At 47.9% G+C, this 24,410-nt stretch carries 23 protein-coding genes and 1 other RNA gene; 21 read left to right on the top strand and 3 right to left on the bottom strand.

The genetic code is table 11. From position 1 onward, the window contains the following. The 8 genes from OLMES_RS23310 (at position 1) to OLMES_RS23275 (ending at position 6,108) form a co-directional block, all read left to right on the top strand. Positions 1-843, top strand: a complete 843-nt coding sequence (locus OLMES_RS23310) for a TatD family hydrolase (protein ID WP_087463460.1) — start codon at positions 1-3, stop codon at positions 841-843. Between the two features lie 299 nt (positions 844-1,142). Beyond that, positions 1,143-1,571: a 50S ribosomal protein L13 gene (rplM, locus tag OLMES_RS23305; protein ID WP_087463459.1), complete on the top strand. Its 429-nt coding sequence runs from the start codon at positions 1,143-1,145 to the stop codon at positions 1,569-1,571. A gap of 12 nt (positions 1,572-1,583) precedes the next feature. Further along, positions 1,584-1,976 (top strand): 30S ribosomal protein S9, encoded by a 393-nt coding sequence (gene rpsI, locus OLMES_RS23300; RefSeq protein WP_087463458.1) that lies wholly within the window; start codon positions 1,584-1,586, stop codon positions 1,974-1,976. 298 nt (positions 1,977-2,274) lie between these two features. After that, complete coding sequence (gene petA / locus OLMES_RS23295) at positions 2,275-2,868, top strand: ubiquinol-cytochrome c reductase iron-sulfur subunit (protein WP_087463457.1); 594 nt, start codon at positions 2,275-2,277, stop codon at positions 2,866-2,868. Then, a complete protein-coding gene (locus OLMES_RS23290; protein WP_087463456.1) occupies positions 2,868-4,100 on the top strand; it encodes a cytochrome b in 1,233 nt (410 codons plus the stop codon). Before petA ends, OLMES_RS23290 begins: the two co-directional genes overlap by 1 nt. Next, positions 4,100-4,858, top strand: a complete 759-nt coding sequence (locus OLMES_RS23285; RefSeq protein WP_087463455.1) for a cytochrome c1 — start codon at positions 4,100-4,102, stop codon at positions 4,856-4,858. The genes OLMES_RS23290 and OLMES_RS23285 overlap by 1 nt, the downstream gene beginning before the upstream one ends. A 91-nt stretch (positions 4,859-4,949) precedes the next feature. Further along, a complete protein-coding gene (locus OLMES_RS23280; protein ID WP_087463454.1) occupies positions 4,950-5,579 on the top strand; it encodes a glutathione S-transferase N-terminal domain-containing protein in 630 nt (209 codons plus the stop codon). Between the two features lie 130 nt (positions 5,580-5,709). Next, positions 5,710-6,108 carry a ClpXP protease specificity-enhancing factor gene (locus OLMES_RS23275; RefSeq protein WP_087463453.1) on the top strand — a complete coding sequence of 133 codons (399 nt, stop codon included), beginning with the start codon at positions 5,710-5,712 and terminating at the stop codon, positions 6,106-6,108. 124 nt (positions 6,109-6,232) lie between these two features. On the opposite strand, the gene OLMES_RS23270 is transcribed toward OLMES_RS23275, so the two are convergent. The 3 genes from OLMES_RS23270 to OLMES_RS23260 form a co-directional block, all read right to left on the bottom strand. Next, entirely contained in the window at positions 6,233-6,850 is a 618-nt protein-coding gene (locus OLMES_RS23270; protein WP_087463452.1) for a D-sedoheptulose-7-phosphate isomerase, read from the bottom strand. 69 nt (positions 6,851-6,919) lie between these two features. Further along, positions 6,920-7,279 (bottom strand): YraN family protein, encoded by a 360-nt coding sequence (locus OLMES_RS23265; RefSeq protein ID WP_087463451.1) that lies wholly within the window; start codon positions 7,277-7,279, stop codon positions 6,920-6,922. Positions 7,280-7,354: 75 nt separating this feature from the next. Further along, entirely contained in the window at positions 7,355-9,283 is a 1,929-nt protein-coding gene (locus tag OLMES_RS23260; RefSeq protein ID WP_087463450.1) for a penicillin-binding protein activator, read from the bottom strand. Positions 9,284-9,529: 246 nt separating this feature from the next. Here OLMES_RS23260 and rsmI point away from each other — a divergent pair, with 246 nt between their 5' ends. The 13 genes from rsmI to murC all read left to right on the top strand — a co-directional run bounded on the left by rsmI (position 9,530) and on the right by murC (position 24,408). Beyond that, positions 9,530-10,387 (top strand): 16S rRNA (cytidine(1402)-2'-O)-methyltransferase, encoded by an 858-nt coding sequence (gene rsmI, locus OLMES_RS23255; protein WP_087463449.1) that lies wholly within the window; start codon positions 9,530-9,532, stop codon positions 10,385-10,387. A 122-nt stretch (positions 10,388-10,509) separates the two neighbouring features. Next, positions 10,510-10,864: RNase P RNA component class A (rnpB, locus tag OLMES_RS23250), an RNA gene on the top strand. Positions 10,865-11,217: 353 nt separating this feature from the next. After that, the gene (mraZ, locus tag OLMES_RS23245) at positions 11,218-11,658 is read left to right on the top strand and encodes a division/cell wall cluster transcriptional repressor MraZ (RefSeq protein WP_087463448.1); all 441 of its coding nucleotides are present in this window, start codon (positions 11,218-11,220) and stop codon (positions 11,656-11,658) included. A gap of 92 nt (positions 11,659-11,750) precedes the next feature. Further along, positions 11,751-12,671, top strand: a complete 921-nt coding sequence (gene rsmH / locus OLMES_RS23240) for a 16S rRNA (cytosine(1402)-N(4))-methyltransferase RsmH (protein WP_087463447.1) — start codon at positions 11,751-11,753, stop codon at positions 12,669-12,671. Then, complete coding sequence (ftsL, locus tag OLMES_RS23235) at positions 12,668-13,102, top strand: cell division protein FtsL (RefSeq protein WP_198343096.1); 435 nt, start codon at positions 12,668-12,670, stop codon at positions 13,100-13,102. Before rsmH ends, ftsL begins: the two co-directional genes overlap by 4 nt. A 115-nt stretch (positions 13,103-13,217) precedes the next feature. Next, positions 13,218-14,972: a peptidoglycan D,D-transpeptidase FtsI family protein gene (locus tag OLMES_RS23230; protein ID WP_198343095.1), complete on the top strand. Its 1,755-nt coding sequence runs from the start codon at positions 13,218-13,220 to the stop codon at positions 14,970-14,972. 1 nt (position 14,973) lies between these two features. Beyond that, on the top strand, positions 14,974-16,533 hold the full coding sequence (locus tag OLMES_RS23225) for a UDP-N-acetylmuramoyl-L-alanyl-D-glutamate--2,6-diaminopimelate ligase (protein ID WP_087463445.1): 1,560 nt from the start codon (positions 14,974-14,976) through the stop codon (positions 16,531-16,533). Beyond that, a complete protein-coding gene (locus tag OLMES_RS23220; protein ID WP_087463444.1) occupies positions 16,530-17,984 on the top strand; it encodes a UDP-N-acetylmuramoyl-tripeptide--D-alanyl-D-alanine ligase in 1,455 nt (484 codons plus the stop codon). The genes OLMES_RS23225 and OLMES_RS23220 overlap by 4 nt, the downstream gene beginning before the upstream one ends. After that, entirely contained in the window at positions 17,978-19,063 is a 1,086-nt protein-coding gene (gene mraY / locus OLMES_RS23215) for a phospho-N-acetylmuramoyl-pentapeptide-transferase (RefSeq protein ID WP_087463443.1), read from the top strand. The genes OLMES_RS23220 and mraY overlap by 7 nt, the downstream gene beginning before the upstream one ends. Positions 19,064-19,230: 167 nt before the next feature. Continuing rightward, positions 19,231-20,625 (top strand): UDP-N-acetylmuramoyl-L-alanine--D-glutamate ligase, encoded by a 1,395-nt coding sequence (gene murD / locus OLMES_RS23210; protein ID WP_232465185.1) that lies wholly within the window; start codon positions 19,231-19,233, stop codon positions 20,623-20,625. A 27-nt stretch (positions 20,626-20,652) separates the two neighbouring features. Then, entirely contained in the window at positions 20,653-21,870 is a 1,218-nt protein-coding gene (gene ftsW / locus OLMES_RS23205; RefSeq protein ID WP_087463442.1) for a putative lipid II flippase FtsW, read from the top strand. After that, positions 21,867-22,970 carry an undecaprenyldiphospho-muramoylpentapeptide beta-N-acetylglucosaminyltransferase gene (gene murG, locus OLMES_RS23200; protein WP_087463441.1) on the top strand — a complete coding sequence of 368 codons (1,104 nt, stop codon included), beginning with the start codon at positions 21,867-21,869 and terminating at the stop codon, positions 22,968-22,970. Before ftsW ends, murG begins: the two co-directional genes overlap by 4 nt. Before the next feature lie 40 nt (positions 22,971-23,010). Continuing rightward, a complete protein-coding gene (murC, locus tag OLMES_RS23195; protein WP_087464636.1) occupies positions 23,011-24,408 on the top strand; it encodes a UDP-N-acetylmuramate--L-alanine ligase in 1,398 nt (465 codons plus the stop codon). Positions 24,409-24,410 lie beyond the last annotated feature (2 nt).

The following is a 24,410-nucleotide window of genomic DNA, read 5'->3' as shown; positions in this document are numbered from 1 at the left end:
ATGTCTTTATTTGATACCCATTGTCATCTGGATTTTCCGGCTTTTGATGATTCGAGGGATCAGGTGATCCAGCGCAGTGTTGCGCTGGGGGTCACACATTTCATCATCCCTGGAACCGAAGCGACAAAGTGGCGAGATCAGGCCGCTCTGTTTGGCTCGCGTCGTAATTGTTTCTTAGCCTTCGGTCTTCACCCTTATTTTATCGAAAAACACAGTAATTCAGATCTGGATGAGTTGATAAACAGGTTGAGTCGCTATGGCGAATCAGTGCGTGCAGGGGATCTCGCTGATGCGGATAATCATCGCAAGTGTATTGCTGTTGGCGAGATTGGCCTTGATCGAACTGTGCCTTGCTGGGAGCGCCAGTTACATATTTTTCAGGAGCAAGTTCGAATTGCAAAGCAGTTTAGATTACCTGTAATTGTTCATTCAAGAAAAAGCCATTCCGATGTTATTGGTATTCTACGGCGGATGAATTTTGACTCAGGTGGAGTGATTCATGCCTTCAGTGGTAGCTATCAGGATGCGTGTCAGTTTATAAATTGCGGTTTGTCTGTTGGTGTGGGTGGAGTTATCACCTATCCTCGAGCACGTAAGACGAGACAGGCGATTCAACGCTTGCCGTTGGAATGTTTAGTGTTGGAAACCGACTCCCCGGACATGCCACTGCAAGGCGAGCAAGGTAAATGTAATACTCCAGAGCAGTTGCCCCGTATTCTTCAGGTACTGTCCGAATTGCGACAGGAGTCGATCGGGGTGTTAGAGTCAGCTCTCTATGATAATGCGTTTCGCACATTTCGCTTGGTAAAGCCACCGTCTGGCGTTGTGGAGCCGTTTAGTTGATTGGGGCTCTGGGGTGGTGGCAGGCCGGACAAACACACCTAAAATAAATTTGTTGAATAAAAAACTGGCAGAGGCCATAAATTTTCATTATAATGCGCCCCCTTATAAATTTTGACGTATGTATGTCAACGCACAGCCCCGGCGGCGGCATAAAACATCAAAGTTTGGTTTTCTTGCTTGGTCCGAGTCAGGTGTGGTCACCCGGTTTTTGGATAAAGCATGCGAAAGCAGAGTCTATTTAGAATGAACTAAATTAGGTTCTCGTAGATATGTCTTCTAAGATTTTGAGGCGGGAATAAATGAAAACTTTAAGCGCAAAGCCAGAAACCGTAAAGCGTGACTGGTTCGTTGTCGATGCAGCAGGTAAGACCCTCGGTCGTCTGTCTACCGAGATTGCCCGTCGTCTGAGGGGCAAGCATAAAACTGAATACACCCCTCACGTCGATACCGGTGATTACATTGTTGTTGTCAATGCAGAGAAAGTGCATGTGACGGGTAACAAAGCAAAAGATAAAATGTATTATCGCCATACCGGCTACATTGGTGGTATAAAGTCCAGATCTTTTGATGAAATGATTGATCACAGCCCAGAGCAAGTGATTCAGATCGCAGTTAAAGGTATGTTGCCAAAAGGCCCATTGGGTCGGGCAATGTTCAAGAAACTGAAAGTATACACTGGTGCAGAGCATCCACACACAGCTCAGCAACCTCGAGAATTGGAAATTTAACGGAAGGCGGTTATGTCAGTTACACAAAACTACGGTACTGGTCGTCGCAAAACATCCGCTGCTCGTGTGTTTTTGCGTCCAGGAACAGGTCAAATTACAGTTAATAGTCGTCCTCTGGATAAATTCTTTGGTCGCGAAACAGCTCGAATGGTTGTTCGTCAGCCACTTGAATTAGTCGAGATGACTGATAAGTTCGACGTGTTGGTTACAGTAAGCGGTGGTGGAACCACTGGTCAGGCGGGTGCGATTCGTCACGGTCTGACTCGTGCTTTGATCGAGTATGATGAAGCGTTCCGCAGTCCTCTGCGTAAAGCAGGGTTCGTTACTCGTGATGCACGTGAAGTTGAGCGTAAAAAGGTTGGTTTGCGGAAGGCGAGAAAGCGTCCTCAGTTCTCCAAGCGTTAATCGCTTACAGCAATATCTGTATCTCAGATTTCAAGAGCGCTCGGCAGAAATGTCGAGCGTTTTTTGTTGGCGAACAAAAAAATTCTCATGCTGAATATTTTTGTTTTAGATCAATAGCTCGCCTGAAAGTGGCCCCATCACTCGGACTAAATCAGTGATAAAAGTAGGTTTATTCTTGTAAGCCAGGCGTAATTTCATTACCATTTGTGCCGTTTAATTTTTGGGTCCTAAGTTTAATATCCTTCTATTTATTTTGACCGTAGGTTCGAGATAAATAGTGTTATTGGGAGAAACCAATATGAGTAATGACAACGTGAACCAAGGCCGGCGTAGACTGCTGGTTGGTGCGACTTCCGTTGTTGGGGGAGTCGGAGTTGTCGGAGCTGCAGTGCCATTCGTTGCGTCTTGGAATCCAAGTGCAAAGGCGAAAGCAGCGGGCGCTCCGGTCAAAGTTAATATCAGTAAAGTCGAACCGGGTCAGCAAATCACGGTTGAGTGGCGTGGACAGCCAGTTTGGATTGTTCGTCGTACTCCGGAAATGCTGGAAAATCTGGTAAAAATGAATGAAGTGGTTGCTGATCCTGAATCAACTAAACCACAACAGCCTGAATACATTAAAGGTGCAGAGCGTGCTCTTAATTCAGAGTACATGATCATGGTTGGAATTTGTACTCACTTGGGGTGCTCTCCTCAGTTCAGACCCGAAGTTGCTCCAGCAGATCTCGGTGATGAGTGGTTAGGTGGTTTTTTCTGTCCATGTCATGGTTCCAAGTTCGATTTATCGGGCCGGGTGTTCAAGGGTGTTCCAGCTCCGGCCAATTTGGTAGTGCCTCCCCATTACTACATTGATGATAACACCGTTATGATCGGTGTTGATAAGGAGAACGCATAATGCAAAAGCTTGTAGAGTGGATTGATGCTCGTTTACCTGTGGTAAATGCTTTTGAAAAGCACATGAGCAAGTATTATGCACCGAAGAACTTCAACATGTGGTATTTCTTCGGTTCATTGTCATTATTGGTTCTCGTGAACCAGCTGGTTACTGGTATTTGGTTGACCATGAGCTATAACCCTTCTGCGGAAGGTGCGTTTGCGTCAATCGAATACATTATGCGTGATGTTGAATATGGCTGGTTACTGCGATACTTGCATTCAACGGGTGCATCGGCGTTTTTTGTCGTCGTTTATCTGCATATGTTCAGAGGGTTAATGTACGGGTCTTACCGTAAGCCCCGTGAATTGGTGTGGATTTTCGGTATGACAATCTACCTGTGTCTGATGGCTGAGGCTTTCATGGGGTATCTGTTACCTTGGGGGCAGATGTCGTACTGGGGGGCTCAGGTAATTGTTTCACTGTTTGGGGCGATCCCGTATGTTGGTGAAGACTTGGCGCTTTGGATTCGTGGTGATTACCTGATTTCAGGTATAACCTTGAACCGATTTTTTGCGCTTCATGTTGTCGCTTTGCCAATTGTTCTGCTTGCATTGGTTGTGCTGCACCTTCTTGCATTGCACGAAGTTGGATCGAACAATCCAGACGGTGTTGAAATCAAGAAAAACAAGGATGCAAATGGCATTCCCAAAGACGGAATCCCGTTCCACCCATACTATACTGTACATGACTTGGTTGCTGTTGTTGTGTTCCTGTTTGTATTCTGTACTGTCGTTTTCTTCTTCCCGGAGATGAATGGCTTCTTCATTGAGAAACCAAACTTTGAACCGGCCAACCCACTGAAGACACCTGAGCACATTGCGCCTGTTTGGTACTTCACGCCATTCTATGCCATGCTTCGAGCGGTGACTTATCCACTGTTTGGTGTTGATGCCAAGTTCTGGGGGGTTGTGGTCATGGGGGCTGCCATTGCGATATTGTTTGTATTGCCGTGGTTAGATCGTAGCCCTGTGAAATCAATTCGCTATAAAGGTTTGCTCAGTAAACTCTGGTTGCTGGTGTTCGCGGTCAGCTTTGTAATTCTGGGTTATCTTGGGGCATTACCTTCAACGCCCGGCCGTACGGTTGTTGCCCAGATCACTACAACCTTATATTTCCTGTTTTTTATTTTGATGCCTTGGTACACCAAGATTGAGAAAACTAAACCGGTTCCAGAAAGGGTGACAGGATAATGAAGAAATTTATTACAGCTTTAGCATTTGTCTTTGCCCCGGTTCTCGCAATGGCAGCGGGTGGGCCTGGTATACCTCTGGATCATATGAAACCTGATCTTGAAGATAGAGCGTCTTTGCAGCGTGGTGCGGCTTTAGCGACTAACTATTGCATGGGCTGTCACTCATTCAAGTTTGCCCGTTATGAGCGTGTTGCAACTGACTTGGGGATTCCGAATGATCTTTATGAGAAGAACCTGATTTTCACCGGCGCAAAAATTGGTGAGCTGATGCATATCTCGATGGATTCTGCGGATGCGAAAGGTTGGTTTGGTAATCCTCCGCCAGATTTGTCACTTGAAGCTCGCCTGCGCGGCACTGACTGGTTGTACTCGTACCTGAGAGCATTCTATGTTGATGACAGCAGACCATACGGAGTGAACAATACAATTTTCCCGGATGTGGGCATGCCGCATGTTCTTGCTGATTTGCAAGGTGTCTGTGCAGAGCAGCCTCACTTCGGTGTTGAGCCTCAGTATGATCCTCTTAGTGGCCGAGAGTTAACCAGTAGCGGTTGTAAAGAATACGCAGTAAAAGGTTCTTTATCTCCTGAAGAGTACGACAAGGCTATGTACGATTTGGTGAACTTCCTGGCATACATGGGCGAGCCTTCAAAACTTGAATCTCACCGTTTAGGTAAATACGTGTTGGCGTTTCTCGCCTTTTTATTCATCTTTGTGTATTTCTTGAATCGGGAATACTGGAAGGATGTTCATTAATTACTGTTGTGATTAATGTCGTGATACGGCGCGTAGCGATAGCTGCGCGCTGTGTTGTTTATGGTCAATTAAAAAATGTCGAGGCATATTCATGGGCGTAGTGACCAAAAGGTCTTCTATGACTTTCTTTTCTGATGGAAAAAGTCATTACAGTCATCGTGTAAGAATCGTGTTGGCTGAAAAGGGTGTAGCGGTCGAAATCATTGACGTGGATCCGGACAATAAGCCTTCGGAGTTGTCAGATATTAATCCGTATAACGAATTGCCGACATTGGTGGATCGAGATCTGGTTTTATATGAACCCAATGTCATGATGGAGTATCTGGATGAACGTTTTCCTCATCCACCACTCTTGCCAGTGTATCCAGTAGCGCGTGCACAAAGCCGATTGCTGATGCATAGAATACAAAAGGACTGGTTGGTCTTGGCGGATCGGATTGAATTGGGGGCTCCCGGAGAGGATCTTGATAAGTTGCGCAGCGAGTTGAGTGAAAGTCTCGTCGCCGCTGCTCCGATTTTTCAGGAAAAGCCATTTTTCATGAGTGAAGAATTTACTATTGTGGATTGCTGTGTTGCGCCATTACTTTGGCGGCTCCCGGTTCTGGGGATTGAGCTTCCTGAGAAATCGTCGAAAGCGTTGACAAAGTATATGGATCGCTTGTTTGCCCGGGAGTCTTTTAAGGCAAGCTTGTCTGAAGCAGAGCAGGAAATGAGGGGCTAACCCAAAATAGTCATGCGTCTGACAAATCCAGAAAGTATGATGTTGTTCCTTTTCTAATAATCCGCGACTGTGTATAAGATGTGGGAGGCGTTAGGCTTCCCTGGTATCTTGTGAGCGAGAGGCATGATTCATGAATCCATCTAGACCTTATCTACTTCGGGCATTGAACGAATGGATATTGGACAATCATTTGACGCCCTATGTGGTTGTCGATGCCGGGATCAAAGGAGTAGAGGTTCCTTCTGATTATGTATCCAATGGTCAAATTGTCCTGAATATAAGTCCTGGTGCTGTGAAGGGGTTGCTGATTTCTAACGATGCCTTGGAGTTTAGTGCGCGTTTTGGCGGTGTCCCGATGCAGGTGTATGTGCCTGTTCAGGCTGTTATGGCGATTTATGCCAAAGAGAATGGGCAGGGGATGGTGTTTGGTGCAGAACCCGGTGCGCCTGGACCGGATGGGCCAGGCCCGGCTTCTTCCGATTCGACTTCAAGTGGTGCTAAAAAGCCAAGCTTGAAAGTTGTGAAGTGAGTAGAATTTCCCCCTTTGAGCAGAGCCTCATGGCGTGCCCAGTCTTATTGTTGGGTCCTTTGAGGCTTTTCTCCAGTCTTGTTAGTTGCTTTACCTCTCCCCCCGCCTTGGTTAACGGGTTTCCTCAGTCATGAGGTGCTCCAAAGATAGTGCAGTCAACCAAGTCCAGCAAGACATTAATTGCCAGCATTAATGATTCAGTCGTGCGGGAGTTGTGGGTGTGATGTTCCACCGTCAGCATGTAGTCTGACTCTTTTAGATTCTCTTGTAAAAGGCTGCCACTCGCTTGAGTGGATGTGAATAGTGCCACCGTCATACCTTTCTCGTGAGCGGCCTGAATGGCGTGATAGATGTTCTCGCAATTACCCTTCTGGGAAAATGCAATAAGCAGGTCGTTTTCGTGAGCGAAGGCGCGGATCGGTTTTGCGAACACATCTTTGAAGTTATTTTCAGTCGCGAGAGATGATGAAAAGGCGAAATCATTTGCCAGGCAAATCGATGGTAGTCCTGGGCGTTCTCTTTCGAACCGGTCAATGAGTGATGAGGTGATGAGTTGTGAGAGGAGTGCAGTGGAGCCGTTACCACAGGTGATTATCTTCCCGTCATCTAGCAGGGATTCTGCTGCGCTGTGCGCAATTTGGGCAATTTGGGCCGATATCAGCTCTTTGCTATAGGCGATAGCATTCAAATGCTCGTCGATTAGCAGTTCCGCACGTTGTATTGTTTCTATGGGGGATAACAAGTTTTCGAGTTCCTGTGTTTACGATGTTAGCTTGATTCTACATAATCTGGCAGAGTCTGCCTTCACAATTTAGTTTGTTGTTTCTATGCAGTTCCTGATCCAGGTTATTTCTGGCGTTTGAGCGGCAGAATTTTGTATCGCAATCGCGTCAAAGCGAAATGCCTGGTTTGTTGCATTGGTCAACTGCAGGTATTGCCAGGCCGTGTTTATCAGCTTTTGCATTTTGCTTCGGGTAATGGTTTCCAGGGGGGTTCCGAAGCGGCTGTTTCGCCGGAATCGGACTTCTACAAAGACCAAGGTCTTGTCTTGCCGCATGATCAGGTCTATTTCACCACTTTTCCGTTGAAAATTTCGGGCGATCAGTTTTAATCCCTGGCGCTTCAAATAGTTGCAGGCAAGATCTTCATACTCACGTCCCTTGTTGTTCATTTTTATACCCTCCATGGTCTGGTGCTGTAGTTGCTGTAGTTGCTGTAGTTGCTGTAGTTGCTGTAGTTGCTGTAGTTACTGTAGTTTTGCTTCCTGTACTTTACCATTTCTGAACATTGCCCAGTTCAGTGACCGTTGAATGATTAGATCTGATGTGATCTTGAGTTGGCCGGTGTAGCCAGAAACCTTCGAATCTGGAAAGCGCTGCATCACTGTCAGTCTGGGGGCGAGAAGATAAGCATCTGCCCCGAGTGCAAAGAGTCTGTCAAAGCGATTGCTCAAATCGGGTAGTAGTTCGTGCATCTGTTGCTTTATCGGGCTGTTGTTTAGAGACCATGGGGTCTCGGTAAATACGATGCCATTCAGGTCGCTGTCTTTATTTGGATTGATATTGCCGTCATTGATGCTGGATGTTGAATAGACGGGGATATCGCCTGCATAGAAGAAGGCGAACAGAGGGTTAAGTCTCCTTGCATGCTGTGGTTTGGAAATGAGTACGATTGCATCGATATCCGCTCTACGGCGAGCAGTATTTTCCAAATCCCAACCAATGACTTGGCGTAGGGCACGGTAACGAGCTTTGCTTTCATCAACCTTGAATAAGGATTCAATAAGCTTGGTATTCTCCTGATTTGGGTCAAAGTATGTTTTTTCGATGAGTCGTCCATTCCTGGCGTTCCAGTTTTTCTCAATTTCTTCGCATGCCCGCCACCCCCAAGTGGTATCAGGGCATAGTGCAACGATATTGTGTTTGCCCTGTTCCGCGATCAAATCCAAGGTTTGGGTAATTTCATCTTCGATTGCAAGCCCAAACTGGTAAAGGTTCAAAGGCGTAAATGGTGACTGATATGTTGGTTGTGCTTGCTCGGGTTGGTTGAATTGAGTTGTTTCCGCGCTGTTTTGTGCAGGAGGCGGGCCATCAGGATCTGTCGCAGGGGATACTGGGCCGACGTAATTCAGGGCGAGGGTTGGTACAGGTAATGCGTTCATGCGGGCCAATGCTTCAACTGACGCTTTTTTCAATGGGCCGATGATCAAGTCCGGCGCTTGTACCGAAATCGATAGGTATTGATCAATAAAGCTTTCTTCTTGGGCGGTATCGTGAATAATGATTTCGGTATTGTGGGACTTTCTAACCAGGTCTTCATAATACGCGGCCATGAATCCCTCTCGCACTGCCTGTCCTGCTGCAGCAAGTGGGCCAGACAAAGGGAGAGCCAGAACAATTTTTCTTGGGCGGTTGAGTTCCGCGGCTTGCAATAGTTCGAGTTCTTCCGGTAACTTTTGGGCTGCAGGGTGATTTGCCCATCGGTTTTGCCACAGGGAAATTGACTCGATTTGTTGATCCAGGCTATAGGGAGATTGTTTTAATGTTTTTGCGAGGTCGACCCATCCTTGCCACTCATTTGAATCAATTTGTGCTGGTGCGGTGGTTTGTTCGAGTTCCTTGATATCAACTTTTCTCAGGTTATTCCAGAGTTGTTCGTGATTGATCCAGTATTGCTGCTCGTCCAGCATACCTGCAGTTTGGCTTTGGTATTGTGCTGCTCGCAAAAACTGGCCCGTGAGTTCCAATGCCTGTATTCTCAGCTGGTTCACCTCATTTCTTTCTGGCAATGGTCGTTGTGCAAAGAGCTGTTCATTGTCCAGTTCGAGTATGCTGCGGGCCAATGTCGCGTTTTCAGTCGCTATCGCGAGTTTCAGGCCCAATAAAATATATCTTGATTGCTCATTCCCTGACACGGCACCAAATTCAATTTGTGCAAGTTGTTGGTTTGCTTCGTCGTATCTTTGCTCTTCTATAAGGAGCATGGCTGCTTCGATTCTGAGCCCCGGAATATCTGTCGAGGAATTTGCTTCAGCGATGCGTTCCAGGATTCTGGAGAGTGAAGTTGAGTTAGGGGCTTCTTGAATCGGTTGGTTGTCGTTCGGCTTAATTCGAGGCGTTGTTCCGCAACTGATGATAACGAAACAGGCAAGAAATAGAATAATTAACCTGGTCATGGCGTTTTTAGCTGTGGCTCTCTTCAGTATTAATTGTGAACTCGAATGCTGCTGAGTTTAGTCGTGGTAGTGCATGGTGCTGTCTGAAAGCTTGCGACCACGGAATGAATTGAAGGTGGTCGTACTACGGGATCATGATATCATTCTAGGCCCGAATCATGATACAGCTCGCGATACTATCGCGGGAGTTTACCAAAAATATCAGGGCAAAGTGTATTCATTTGCCGAATAGAAGGAGTAGATCCGTTGTCCAGCGAGAACTGTCCAACCGGTAGCTTGTATATTGTTGCCACGCCCATTGGCAACTTGGGGGATATTACGCTGCGTGCGATAGATATACTCAAAAAGGTGGACTTTGTTGCTGCAGAGGACACCCGGCATTCACGCAAACTGCTAAATCACCTTGGTATCAATACGGCTTTGCTGGCATTGCACGAGCATAATGAAAGAGAGCGGTCTGTCCAACTACTCGAACGTGTTGTGCAAGGTGAGTCTGCAGCACTTATTTCGGATGCGGGTACGCCATTAATATCTGATCCGGGGTACACCCTGGTGAATACCGCGCGTAATATGGGGGTGAACGTGGTGCCAATCCCCGGGGCCTGTGCATTGGTTGCTGCGTTGTCCGTATGTGGGCTGCCCTCAGACCGGTTTTTTTTCGAAGGTTTTCTGCCGGCCAAACAAACACCCCGATTGAAACGGCTGGAGCTGCTGAGAGACTTGGACTCAACACTCATATTTTACGAATCGCCCCACCGTATCGAAGTCTGTGTTGAGGATTTAATCAGTATATTCGGGGAAGACCGAAAGGTATCTCTGGCCCGAGAGCTGACCAAAACATTTGAAACAATTAAAACAGCTTCCCTCGGAGAATTGAAGCAGTGGATTGCTGCTGACCATAATCAGACCAAAGGTGAGATGGTTGTATTGGTTGAGGGTGTAGCTCGAACCCTTGACCATAACATTGTGGATGCAAGAAAACTCTTGGAACAGTTGCTTCCTTTGTTGCCATTAAAAAAAGCAGCGGCAGTTGCCGCAGCCCAGTATGGAGCAAGCAAAAACGAATTGTATGATTATGGCGTTTCCCTAAAAAATGATGGTTAGACAATGGCGGAAGGTTATGGTGTTTCTGCCAAATTGCGGTTGGTACTGAATATTCTGAAGTTACCGGCTTTTTCGGGCGTTTGAGCGCTTGTGCTTCAGCAAGTAAACGGGTATCTTAGCGCTGAGTTCGCCAGACAGTCGCCGCTTAAGCATTGTTTAAGGGGAGGAAAGTCCGGGCTCCATAGGGTAGAGTGCCAGGTAACGCCTGGGGGGCGCGAGCCTACGGAAAGTGCAGCAGAAAGTAAACCGCCTAAGTCAGTTCTCTGGCCGGTAAGGGTGAAATGGTGCGGTAAGAGCGCACCGCGCAGCTGGCAACAGTCTGTGGCGATGGTAAACCCCACTCGGAGCAAAACCAAATAGGAATCCTTCGGTGTGACCCGCACTGGATTCGGGTAGGTTGCTTGAGGTATGTGGTGACGCATATCCTAGATGAATGACTGTCCAAGACAGAACCCGGCTTATCGGCGAACTTTTTATTCCCTCTTCGGTCGTGCAGTAATCAGTACGTTTTCCCTGACTGATTAACTCATAATCCGTGAAGCGCGTGTGCTTCACTTCCCGGTTTGTTATAGCCAAATAGTCTTAAAGTTAATGTGAAGTCTAGATTTCCTGAGTAGGTTGTTGTTTATACAGTGGTTATTTTGCTGTATTTTTCCTTTTTTCTATTCTTTTCATGCTAAGCCATTGTCCTGAATCGTTATTCTTAAAATTTCCCCGTAATTTGAGTCTTGCATTGTCCTTTTTTCATTCCTATAGTGTGTGAAAATGTGAAAAAAAGTGGATAATTGTGGTTCTTTAGGGGATGAAGGTGTCACTTCGGGGTTAATCGGGTGTTTCAAGGCAGTAATCTCATCAATCTGGACGCAAAGGGTCGCATCGCGATTCCAACGAAAGTCCGGGAGCAATTGGCTGAAAAGTGCGATGGTCGCATTGTTATTACAGCCAATACGCAAGAGCGTTGCCTGAAAATTTTCACCTTTCCCCAGTGGGAAGACATTATGCACCAGCTTAATAAGCTTCCGGCATTCAATCGGGCTGCACAGCGGACTAAACGAATCATGATCGGCTACGCGAGTGAAATGGAAATAGACGGCAATGGCCGCATTCTGCTTTCGCAAACTTTGCGTGAGTATGCCGGACTCGAGAAAAAAGTGATGCTGGTTGGTCAGATTGACAGTCTTGAGCTTTGGAGTGAGGACGCTTGGAACGAATGGCTTAATCAGCCGTGTGAGGACGAAATCCCTGAAGAAATGAATAACCTGATCTTCTGATTATCAGTTTCCGTCGAGTGTTTCGCCGGGTGAAATATGAAATTCAATCGTTGTAACCCTATCGGTTGCAATCAAACAGGGTAAAGAAATAAGTGGTTCATCGCTCTGTACTATTAGATGAAGCCGTAGATCTGTTAGTAACAGAGTCTGATGGTAATTACTGTGACGGTACTTTTGGTCGTGGAGGTCATTCACGGAAAATACTCGAGCAGTTAAGTTCTCGGGGCCATTTACTTGGTATTGATAAAGACCCGCAGGCAATAGCTGTGGGTGAGACTCTGGCAGCGGAAGATTCGCGATTTCATATTTGTCATGGATCTTTTGCTGAAATCCGTCAGATGGTTGAACAGGCACAGTGGCCAGGCCTGCATGGCGTTTTGCTGGATTTAGGCGTGTCATCGCCACAGTTGGACCAGGCTGAACGAGGATTCAGCTTTTCTCAGGATGGCCCTCTGGATATGCGGATGAACACGACGCAGGGAATGACGGCTCAGGAGTGGGTGCACTCTGCCCCCGAGGCTGAAATTATCGACGTGCTTCGTCGCTATGGTGAAGAGCGGTTTGCCGTACGGATGGCCAAAGCGATTGTGCGAGAACGCGCGCTTCAACAAATTGATACCACAGCAAAGCTGGCGGAAATTGTGTCTGCAGCGAACCCGGCATGGGAGCGGGGAAAGCATCCCGCGACCCGGGCATTTCAGGCAATCAGAATCCGAGTTAACAATGAATTGTCGGACTTGGAAATGGTCTTGGAGCAGGTGGCCGATTTGTTATTGCCTGGTGGGAGAATGGTGGTTATCAGTTTTCACTCCCTTGAAGACCGCATCGTTAAGCGATTTATGCGGGATAAAGCAAAAGGTAAGGCATTGCCCAGGGATTTGCCAGTGTTGGAGAGTCAGCTTGAGCGTAACTTCAAGCTTGTCGGCAAAGCATTGAAGCCCTCTGATCAAGAGGTGAGCGAAAATGTCAGAGCCCGGAGTGCCGTCATGCGCGTACTGGAGAAGAAAGCATGAACATGGTTCTTACTTTACTGCAGTTTTGTTCTGAGCGTATTGCTGTTGGTGTGTTACGAGGCTATGGGTCTGGATCTGCAATCTGGTTATTAAAGCCTGAACTTGATGTCGTCAGGAAGTTGAAGGTGCCAGGTTTGTCACGGAAAGCGGATGGGATCTCCTGGTGGTCAGCGCCGACGTGGATATCGATTGTCTGCATCGTTGCAATTTTGGGGTCAGCAATGGGGGTTATTTATACCTCACATTTGACCCGCAAACTGTACAGCGAATTGGAAGTGTTGCAAGACGAACGTGATGCTTTTCAATCTGAGTGGTCTCAGCTTTTGCTTGAGCAGAGCGCCTGGAGTGCTCATGGAAGAATAGAGCACATTGCGATAGAAGAAATGGAAATGAGGGTGCCAGATCAAGATGAAACGGTAATCGTACAGTAATAACGAGTTCCGGTAGTTATTTGAATGGATGAGTAGTTATTTGAATGGATGAGTGATCTCTCGTCAAACGATTGTTGATCTATCAATGTATTAATATTCAATGAAGTATAGCGGCATGAGCTCCAAACCCAACAACAAAGCAGCCAGTAACGCCACAGAGGACATCGCCGTTTCTTTGTGGCGTTACTGGTTTGTGATCATTGCCTTGGCATTGGCCGCGATAGTGCTGCTTGCCCGTATCGCTCAACTGCAGGTTGTGGATAAAAGTTTTCTGATTGGTCAGGGGGATGCCCGTACTTTACGAGTTGAGGAAATTGTCGCTCACCGGGGCATGATTGCGGATCGGAATGGCGATCCATTGGCTGTCAGCACCCCTGTGGAAACGATTTGGTTTAATCCAAACAAGCTTGAAATCGATGCTGCGGGTACGAAATTGCTTGCGCAGACTTTGGGGGTCTCGAATAAATGGCTTACCCGAAAGATTGAGCAGAATTCAGGTCGTGAGTTTGCTTATTTGAAACGGCAAATTCGACCCGCAGTCGCGGCTAAGGTTAAAGCATTGAAAATTCCGGGAGTGCACAGCTTGCGGGAATATAAACGTTTTTACCCTGCAGGCGAGGTTGCTTCGCATGTGGTCGGGTTCGTAAATATCGATGAGATGGGGCAGGAAGGTATTGAGCTAACCTACGACGAGTGGCTCCAGGGAATACCTGGACAGAAAAAAGTATTGAAAGATCGCAAGGGGCGAATAGTTAAAGATTTGGCATTGTTGAATGATGCTCAGCCCGGGAAGGATATTAAGCTTACTCTGGATATGCGCTTGCAGTATCTTGCCTATCGGGAGCTAAAGGCAGTTGCCAAGGCCCATCATGCTCGTTCTGCAAGCCTGGTTATGTTGGATGCCAAGACTGCAGAAGTTCTTGCGATGGTGAATCAGCCATCTTACAACCCAAATAACAGAGAGAATATTCGTCCCAGCAGTTTGCGAAATCGGGCGATTACAGATCTGTTTGAGCCTGGATCAACGGTCAAACCCCTTACAATTGCAGCGGCATTGGAAACTGGCAAGTATGCACCTGCGACGGCGATTGACACGTCTCCGGGGTATTTCCGAATCGGGCGCAAAACAATTCGGGATCACCGTAACTATGGTGTGATCGATATTGCGACGGTAATTTCGAAATCCAGTAATGTCGGAACCAGTAAAGTCGCGCTGGCGATCACTGGCGAGAAGGTCTGGGATTTGATGTACCGGGTCGGGTTTGGCCAAGGCATTGGTGTTGGCTTTCCCGGGGAAAGCGTGGGTACTTTGCCTCACCCGGTTCGTTGGAAGCCGCTACAGGTGGCCACAATGTCCTACGGCTACGGCTTGAACGTAACAGCTTTGCAGCTGGCTCAGGCCTATCAAGTGTTAGCAAATGATGGTGTGAAAGTACCTGCCAGTTTGCTAAAAGCGGGTGAGCTCGAACAGGGGATTCCATCTGTTGACGCTCAGGCGGCGATACAGGTTCGCAAGATGATGAAAAAAGTTATCCAGAAAGGCGGAACCGGTACCCGGGCTCAAATGGTTGCCTATGATGTTGCGGGTAAAACCGGCACGGTACACAGTATCGGTGCTCATGGTTATGAAGATAGCGAGTACACCTCTTTGTTTGCTGGAATGGTTCCAGTGGAGCAACCCCGAATTGTCATGGTTATCGTGGTTGACGGTCCTCAGGGAGATGAGTACTACGGGGGAGAAGTTGCAGCCCCCGTTTTTTCTCGAGTTGCGACGGGTGCAATGCGGATATTGCACGTGACCCCGGATGAACGGCCGGTAATGGCTGAGTCCCGGGAAAAGCTTGAAAAGCTGTTGTCGGAGAGTGGTTGAAATGAGCTCCGGGCAGAGTTGGTCGTTAAATGAGCTTCTGGAAACCTGTTTTAGGGTTCCGGAAGTTGTTGCGTCTGAGCTAAGTGGTATCCGTGTAAGTAATGTGCAAATTGACAGCCGTAAAGTTTCACCGGGTGATTTGTTTATTGCCTTGCCAGGATTGCAGAGTTCCGCAGAAAAGTTTGTGATGGCTGCGGTTGAGTGTGGCGCGGTTGCTGTGCTTTGCGCTCGTGAAGGTGTTGACTTCAACGTTAGCACGCTGAATGGCCCGGGTGGTCTCAGGGTACCTTGTGTATTCGGTGCAGATGTCCCGCTAGCGGCTGCTCGATTGATCAATATCGTCCTTGGTGCACCCTCTAAAGCATTGGATGTAATCGGGGTAACGGGCACAAACGGTAAAACCTCTGTAACGCAATATACTGCTCAATTGTTATCGATGCTGAAAGGCACGCCTCAAGGTGTGATGGGGACTCTGGGTTATGGCTTGTCGGGAAATCTGGAGGATGTAGGGCATACGACTGCTGATTTGAAAACGAATCATGAGCAGCTGGCTAATTTGCGAGCTAAAGGAGCGGAGTATGTCGCGATGGAGGTCTCTTCACACGCGTTAGAGCAAGGGCGGATCGCGGGTGTTGTATTTGATGGTGCCGTGTTTACCAATTTAACCCGTGACCATTTGGATTATCACGGGACAATGGAATCCTACGGGAATGCAAAAGCACGCTTGTTCGATATTGAGAGTGTGCGTTGGGCTGTCATAAATCTGGATGACCCCTTTGCTCAGAGTTTGTTGGTGCGTGATTCAGTGCGTCAGCTATCCCGCGTAATCACCTTTGGAATTCAATCGGATGATGCAGACCTTATCGCTGTGAATTTAAAAAGTTCGGCAGAAGGCATCGAGGGCGATCTCAGTTGGCAAGGCCAAATTGTTCCTTTTCAAACCGCTTTGTTAGGACAATTCAACGTGAGTAATGTACTTGCAGCGACAGCCTGTGTTCTCCAGTGTGGTTACGATTTACTTGATATCGTGCCTCTGCTTCCCAGGCTCCAGGCTGTGGCCGGACGGATGGAGCCGGTTGCAATCGAAGGGGTGGGATATCCTCGGGCAATTGTTGATTATGCGCACACGCCAGATGCCCTGGAAAATGCGTTACAGGCGTCCCGCAAGCACACTGATCAAGAATTGTGGTGTGTTTTTGGCTGCGGTGGAGATCGAGATGCCGGCAAAAGGTCGGAAATGGGAAAAGTGGCCAGTGAACTCGCGGATAAGGTGATTGTGACCTCGGATAATCCGCGCTCGGAATGCCCCCAGCGCATCATTGATGATATTTTGCACGGAACAGTGGGTGGTGCGGTGATCCAGGTTGAACAGGACCGGGCTTTAGCCATTCGAAAAGCCCTGTTTGCAGCACATACTGGCGATGTAGTTCTGGTTGCAGGTAAAGGCCATGAGCCTTATCAGGAAATAAAAGGAAGCAAATTTGTGTTTAGTGACAGGGATGAAATCCTGAAGAGCCTACATGAGCGGGCAGCAAATTCGGTTAATGGAGGTCCCCGGTGATACTGGCAACGACATTTGATCAGCTTGCACAGCTTATAGAGGGACAACTGTCCGCGTCAAATCCTGACGGACACCGGTTCAATGTGGTCATCGATGCTAGCACGATTTCGACAGACTCGCGGGTTTTGAAACCCGGACAATTATTTGTTGCTTTGAAAGGGCCTCAGTTTGATGGCGCGCATTTCATTGATCAGGCGATCGAATTAAAAGCACTGGGGGCCATCGTCACCCAGGGTAGTCTCACTGCAGAGTTGAAGCGCAGTGCAGATGAGCACCAATTTCCGGTGATTGAAGTGGGGAATACGCTTACCGCGTTAACGCAATTGGCTGAACTGAACCGTGCGAAATTCACCTATCCCGTTGTGGCGGTTACCGGAAGTTCAGGAAAAACTTCGGTGAAAGAAATGCTTTCAGCGGTATTGGGTCAAAAGCAACTGGCCTTTGCGACACCGGGCAATCTGAATAATGCTATCGGGGTGCCGCTCTCGGTACTCAAGTTAAACCAGCAGCACCGTATTGCTGTATTGGAGCTGGGCGCAAGTGGCATTGGGGAAATATTACACACCGTGTCACTGGTGAGGCCGGATATTGGCATTATCACTAACGCGGGAACTGCTCACCTGGGTGAGTTTGGTGGTTATAACAATATTGTTTCTGCCAAAGGTGAAATGATTGAAGGTGTGACTGAAGGTGGGGTCATTATCCTGAATTACGATGATCCAGCGTTCGAGATATGGTGTGAAAGGGCTGCAACGCGGCATATCCGAATTGTGAGTTTTAGTGCCAAGGGAAATGATTGTGCCAGCATTCGGGCAAAAAACATCAGCACAACCGCTCAGGGGACTGTTTTTGATATTGAGCTGGATTCCGAATCAGGTTCAATAGAGCTTGATGTTGCCGGCTATCACAATGTTGAGAATGCTCTGGCGGTTACTGCTGCGGCCTTGAAGTTAGGTATGAAACTGGATGAGGTTCAACAGGGGTTGAATGGCTACCAAGGTGTTAAAGGCCGTTTACAGCGAATTGAGTGTGGCAACCTCTCCGTCATTGATGATTCGTACAATGCCAACCCGGAATCGATCAAGGCAGCATTGAGTGTGTTGTCTCAGTGTGCTGGCTATCGTATTGCCGTTTTAGGTGATATGGCTGAATTGGGGGCGGATGCGCCTGAATTGCACCACTCGGTTGGTCAGTTTGCCGCTGAACACTCAATTGACTATGTATTCAGTTCAGGGCAATTCTCAACCTCTGTGTTACAGGGCGTTCTGGATGGTGCCGGCTGTGGAGAGGCTTTTACTACCAAGACTGAATTAATTGGTGCCTTGTTACCGAGACTCTCTGAACAGGCATCAAAGGGACAAGTCACTGTGTTGGTTAAAGGGTCCCGTAGTTCACGTATGGAAGATATCGTCGAAACAATAACACAAAGGAAGGCATCCGAAACATGTTAGTTTGGTTGGCAGATTTTCTGTCTCAGTATTACGACACTTTTGGAGTGTTCAAATATATTACTTTACGCGGCATCCTGGGCGTATTGACTGCGTTGGGGATTTCGTTGCTGGTGGGTCCATTAATGATTCGCAAGCTCAGTCATTATCAGATTGGTCAGGCCGTTCGCGATGATGGACCTCAAAGCCACTTGAGCAAGGCTGGAACGCCAACGATGGGGGGGGCGTTAATTCTCATCGCGGTCGCAATATCAACTCTGTTGTGGTCAGATCTAAGCAATCGTTATGTCTGGATAACGTTACTGGTAACGCTGGCATTCGGAGCAATTGGCTGGGTTGATGATTATCGAAAGGTGGTAGAGAAAAATTCCCGTGGTCTTGCAGCACGCTGGAAGTATTTTTGGCAATCGGTGTTTGGTATGACTGCGGCAATTGTGTTGTATATGACGGCGAGCCTGCCTCAGGAAACGGTTTTCCTGCTGCCAATCTTTAAAGGTTTTGAATGGCAAATGGGGGCGATTACATTCTGTTTGTTAACTTATTTTGTGGTCGTGGGCAGCAGTAACGCGGTCAATCTAACAGACGGATTAGACGGTCTGGCGATTATGCCTACGGTGATGGTTGCGGCTGCATTGGCTATTTTTGCCTACTTTTCGGGTCACATTCAATTTGCAGATTATCTCCATATACCGCACCTGCCAGGCGCTGGCGAGTTGTTAGTTTTTTGTGGCGCGCTGGTAGGAGCCGGACTCGGATTTCTCTGGTTTAACACCTATCCCGCCCAGGTTTTCATGGGGGATGTTGGGGCACTTGCCCTGGGGGCTGCACTTGGCATTGTTGCCGTTATTGTACGTCAGGAAATCGTACTTTTTATTATGGGCGGCGTGTTTGTGATGGAAACGATTTCAGTCATTTTGCAAGTTGCTTCTTTCAAATTGACTGGAAGGCGTATCTTCAGAATGGCGCCATTACACCATCATTTCGAATTGAAAGGTTGGCCGGAGCCCAGGGTAATTGTCCGGTTTTGGGTGATCACCGTCGTGTTGGTTCTAGTGGGGCTGGCCACATTGAAGGTCAGGTAAGTAATTATTCATGTTCGTTGGAAGGTTGTTCCGATGTCCGAATCGGATGTAACAGGGAGGTGCGGTGTGGTATGTCCTTATAGTGACCGGCACCACGACGATTGGCGCGGATTTGTTATCCGTCAATCAAGTTCATCAACGGCAACAATCGATAAAGAATATGACATATGGCTACAACAGCAATGCAATTAATCGCGTCAGATAAAAAACATATTGTCGTCGGCTTGGGCAAAACAGGTTTGTCATGTGTTCGATACTTGAAGCGGCAAAATGCCTGGGTCGAAGTGGTGGATACTCGAGACTTACCACCGGGATTAACCGAGTTACAAAGTGAATTCCCCGATGTGGTGGTTCATCGTGGGCCGCTCGACGTCAATATCCTGAAAACAGCAGCCGATCTTGTGGTGAGTCCGGGGGTTGCGCTTGCCGAGCCGGCTATTCAGGCAGCAATCGAACAAGGTGTCGAGATTACCGGGGATATTGACCTGTTCAGTTGTGTTGCAGAGGCACCGATTCTTGCGATCACGGGTTCGAATGGTAAGACAACGGTTACCTCTCTGCTGGCCGAGATGGGGCGTAAATCGGGAACCAAAATTGCGGTCGGGGGGAATATTGGAACGCCCGCACTGGATCTGTTGGATCCGTCGGTTGAGCTCTATATTCTCGAGTTATCAAGCTTTCAGCTGGAAACAACCCGTCGTTTAGGGGCGTTCGCGGCTACTGTTCTGAATGTAAGCCCTGACCATATGGATCGATATGACAGTTTGGCTCATTACCATCATGCCAAACATCGGATCTTTAGAGGTTGTCAGCATCCTGTGGTCAATGATGATGAGCCCCTGTCAGCTCCGCTGATGGCACAAGGGATGGAGTCAGTTCATTTTGGGTTGAGCAATCCCGGTCTGAAAAAATTCAGTACGATTCACGAGTTAAATGGTGACCAGGAAGTCGTTTGGCTCAGTTATGGTTTCGATAAATTATTAAATGTTGATGAGTTGAAAATTAAAGGGCGCCATAACTGGAGTAATGCGTTGGCGGCTTTGGCGATCGGTCATACGGCTGGCTTGCCGTTGTCAGTCATGGTTGAAACATTGTGTGAATTTCCTGGATTGCCGCATCGCTGTGAATGGGTAGCGGAGCACAATGGTATTGACTTCATTAACGATTCCAAAGGAACCAATGTTGGTGCAACCTGCACTGCGATAGACAGTATTGGTGGACTCACCTCCGGGAAATTGATCTTGATTGCTGGCGGCGTTGGTAAAGACGCCGATTTTGCTTTGATGGAAGAATTGGTTGCCAAGTACGTCAAGTGTTTGGTTTTGATCGGTCATGATGCCGAAAAAATACGCAGTACGTTATCTGAAGTAGTTCCGTGTATCGATGCGAGTGATTTACCAGATGCGGTAATGATCGCAGCGCAGAAGGCGACCCCTGGGGATACGGTTTTATTGTCACCTGCCTGTGCAAGCTTCGACATGTTCGACAGTTATGAGCATCGAGGTACTGTTTTCCGGGATCAGGTTAAAGTGTTGCAATCGACTTTAACTGACGATCAGTGATTACCGGTTACTAGGAAGAGTGGGTAGTTGGGGTATGCAAACTTGAAAGGTATCAGCTTGAGCACATTGCTCTTTGGCCAAAAAAAGCCGGAAGCGGACGAGGTACGCCCAGGATTCAGTTGGGCTGACTTTGATGTTGTGCTTTTTTTGGTTGCAATTTGCCTTTTAATGATTGGTTTTATCATGATCGCCTCGGCCTCCATCCATATCGCTGACGTGCGCGGAGAGCCATTTGCCTTTGCAATTAAGCAAGGGATATTTTTGCTGTTGGCGCTGGTCTCTGCGGTATTGGTCGTGCAAATACCGGTGGCGTGGTGGCGTGAGAACGGATGGTTGCTTTTGTTTGTAGCGTTGTTGCTTCTGGTGGTTGTGTTGTTGGCGGGTAAAACGGTGAATGGGAGTACGCGCTGGTTACGTTTTGGTGCTTTTAATATCCAGCCTTCTGAAATCGCAAAACTATTTTTACTGGCTTATCTTGCGGGATATCTTGATCGCCGAAGAGAGGAAGTTCTGGTGTCTTGGTGGGGCTTTTGCAAACCATTGTGTGTGATGTTCCTGGCAAGTTTGCTTCTGCTACTGGAGCCTGACTTCGGGGCTACTTTCGTTATTATGGCCGCTGCTGCGGGCATGATTTTTCTAAGTGGTGCGAAAGTATTGAAGTTTGCAGCATTACTCGGGGTGATTAGTGTACTTGGAACACTGTTGATTTTATGGAAACCCTATCGTTTGCAACGTTTGATGTCATATGTGGATCCTTGGGCGGATCAATACAACACCGGTTACCAATTGACGCAGTCACTCATTGCCTTTGGGCGGGGCGAATGGTTTGGTGAAGGGTTGGGTAATAGTGTGCAAAAACTGTTTTATCTGCCCGAGGCACATACCGACTTTGTATTTGCAATTTTAGCTGAAGAGTTTGGTCTGGTGGGTTGCATGGTTGTTGTGGTGCTATTTGCCGTGTTGGTTTATCGAGGATTGTCGATTGGTCTTGCTGCAGAGCGGCAAGGATTGCGATTTGCAGCATTTTTGGCTTATGGGGTTTCTCTTTTGATCGGTATTCAGGCTTTTATCAACATGGGAGTAAACGCTGGCCTATTGCCCACCAAAGGTTTGACGCTTCCGCTGGTAAGTTATGGTGGAAGTAGTTTGATCATGAGTTGTGTCTGTGTTGCTCTGTTACAACGAATCCACTGTGAGACAGTCAATCCTGGACACGCTAAATCAAGTTGTGAGGGGCAGGGATGAGTGTGACCTCAAAAACATTTTTAGTTATGGCTGGGGGAACCGGTGGGCACATTTTTCCGGCACTTGCCGTCGCTCGTGAACTAATCGGACGTGGTCATAAGGTCGTCTGGCTTGGCTCAATCCGGGGGTTGGAAAACCAGATTATTCCAGCTGAAGGCATTTCTTTACATACGTTGTCTGTAGCAGGGTTGCGAGGTAAAGGGTGGAAATCCTGGTTGCTCGCGCCATTTAATCTCTGTCTTGCTGTAGCGCAGGCACTGCGAGTTCTCAAAACAGTGAAACCAGACTGTGTATTGGGCATGGGAGGCTTTGCCAGTGGGCCCGGAGGGCTGGCTGCGTGGCTGTTACGTAAACCGATCGTGATTCATGAACAAAATGCTGTTGCAGGTATGACCAATGCAACGCTGAGTCGATTCGCGGCCCAAACGTTAGAAGCGTTTCCTGGGGCATTCGCTAAGAAGCAGGTAAAACTTAATCGAGCACCCTTGGTCACCGGGAATCCGATTCGAAACAGCATTGTGACAATTCCCACGCCTGAAAATCGCTCTCTGGCTGAAGGTGAGGTTTTAAACCTGCTCGTCGTTGGCGGAAGTTTAGGGGCGGCTGCGATCAATGCTGTCGTGCCTAAAGCACTGGCTTTACTTGAAGAGACAATCCGGCCGGTCGTTTTGCATCAGTGTGGTAAAGGTAAGGATCAAGCAACGAGGCAGGCATACGAAGGAATGGAGGGCGACATTCGTGTTGAACCTTTTATTACCGATATGAAAGCCGCGCTGGAGTGGGCTGATCTTGTTGTCTGTCGATCCGGTGCGATGACCGTGTCGGAGATTGCGATGGCCGGTGTTGGTTCGATATTTATCCCCTATCCCCATGCCGTGGATGATCATCAAACCGCGAACGCGGATTATTTGGTGGCACGGGGAGCGGCATATTGTTTTCAAGAAACGGAATTGTCGCCCGAGTTGCTTGCGGAAAAACTGCAGAGTTTTCATCTGGATCGAGAGCGGGTTAAAAAAATGGCAATCGCGGCTCGAAAAAGCGCTCATCCTGAGGCGACTGAAAAAGTAATGAATATTTGTTTGGAGGCCTGTGGTGAGTAACCAGGGACATAGTGAAAATACCGTTCCGGAAGTGCCGGAAATGAGACGCATCAAAAAAATCCACTTCGTGGGTATTGGTGGTGCGGGGATGTGTGGCATTGCCGAAGTGTTAATGAATCTCGGTTACACCATTTCCGGATCCGACTTGAAAGCCAGTCTGGTTACAGATCGTTTGGCCTCGTTAGGTGCGACAATTTTTCTGGGCCACCAGTCAGAAAACGTTGAAAATGCTGACGTAGTAGTTGTTTCCAGTGCTGTTAACGAAGAAAACCCGGAAGTAGCTAAAGCGCGCAGTTTACGTATACCTGTTGTTCCCAGAGCGGAGATGCTAGCCGAGCTGATGCGCTATCGACATGGCATTGCGGTTGCAGGCACGCACGGTAAGACCACTACGACCAGCTTGCTCGCGTCCGTATTTGGCGAAGCAAAGCTGGACCCTACTTTTGTGATAGGCGGGAAGCTGAATAGTGCAGGAACGAATGCAAAACTGGGAGGCTCCCGTTATTTGATCGCAGAAGCCGACGAAAGCGATGCTTCTTTTCTGCATTTGACTCCGATGATTGCTGTGGTGACCAATATTGATGCGGATCACATGCATACCTACGGGGGCGATTTTTCAAAGTTGACCCAGACATTTATCGATTTTCTGCACAACCTGCCATTTTATGGCGCAGCTGTGGTGTGTATTGATGATATTAACGTACAAGAAATTATCCCGGCGATTTCAAGGTCAGTGATTACCTATGGCACTAAACCTGAGGCTGATTTTTGTGCGACCGATATTGTTCAGGATGGAATGCAAGTTCGATTTACTGTGAAGCGTCCGGGGACAGCAAAAGATCTGCGGATAACGCTGAATATGCCTGGGCATCACAACGTTCTCAATGCATTAGCCACAATTGCTGTGGCGACGGACGAGGGGGTTGAAGATGATGCTATTGTGTCAGGTCTGGCAAATTTTGCAGGTGTCGGGCGGCGCTTCCAGGTATACGGCGAATATGAAACAAGCCGCGGTCGAGTGATGCTTGTTGATGACTACGGTCACCATCCAAGGGAAGTCGAAGCGGTAATCGAAGCGATCCGGAGTGGCTGGCCCGAAAAACGGGTAGTGATGATTTATCAGCCACATCGGTACAGCCGGACTTGTGACTTGTATGAAGACTTCGTCAGAGTGCTGTCTCAGGTTGATGTGTTATTGCTGCTGGATGTCTATCCGGCGGGGGAGACACCTATTCCCGGTGCTGACTCCCGCAGCCTGTGTCGTAGTATCCGACAGCGAGGCCATATTGATCCAATTTTCGCTGAAGATGGAGCTGATCTGGAAACCATTTTGAAAACCGTATTGCAGGATGGTGACTTGTTGCTTACCCAGGGGGCCGGCGATATCAATGCGATAGCAAAACGGTTAGCCGAAGCGGGGATCATTGTCGATGACTAAGA

The organism is Oleiphilus messinensis, from assembly GCF_002162375.1.
Lineage (GTDB): Bacteria > Pseudomonadota > Gammaproteobacteria > Pseudomonadales > Oleiphilaceae > Oleiphilus > Oleiphilus messinensis.
The sequence above is the reverse complement of the archived record's forward strand: the minus strand, read 5'-3'. Positions and strand labels throughout refer to the sequence as shown.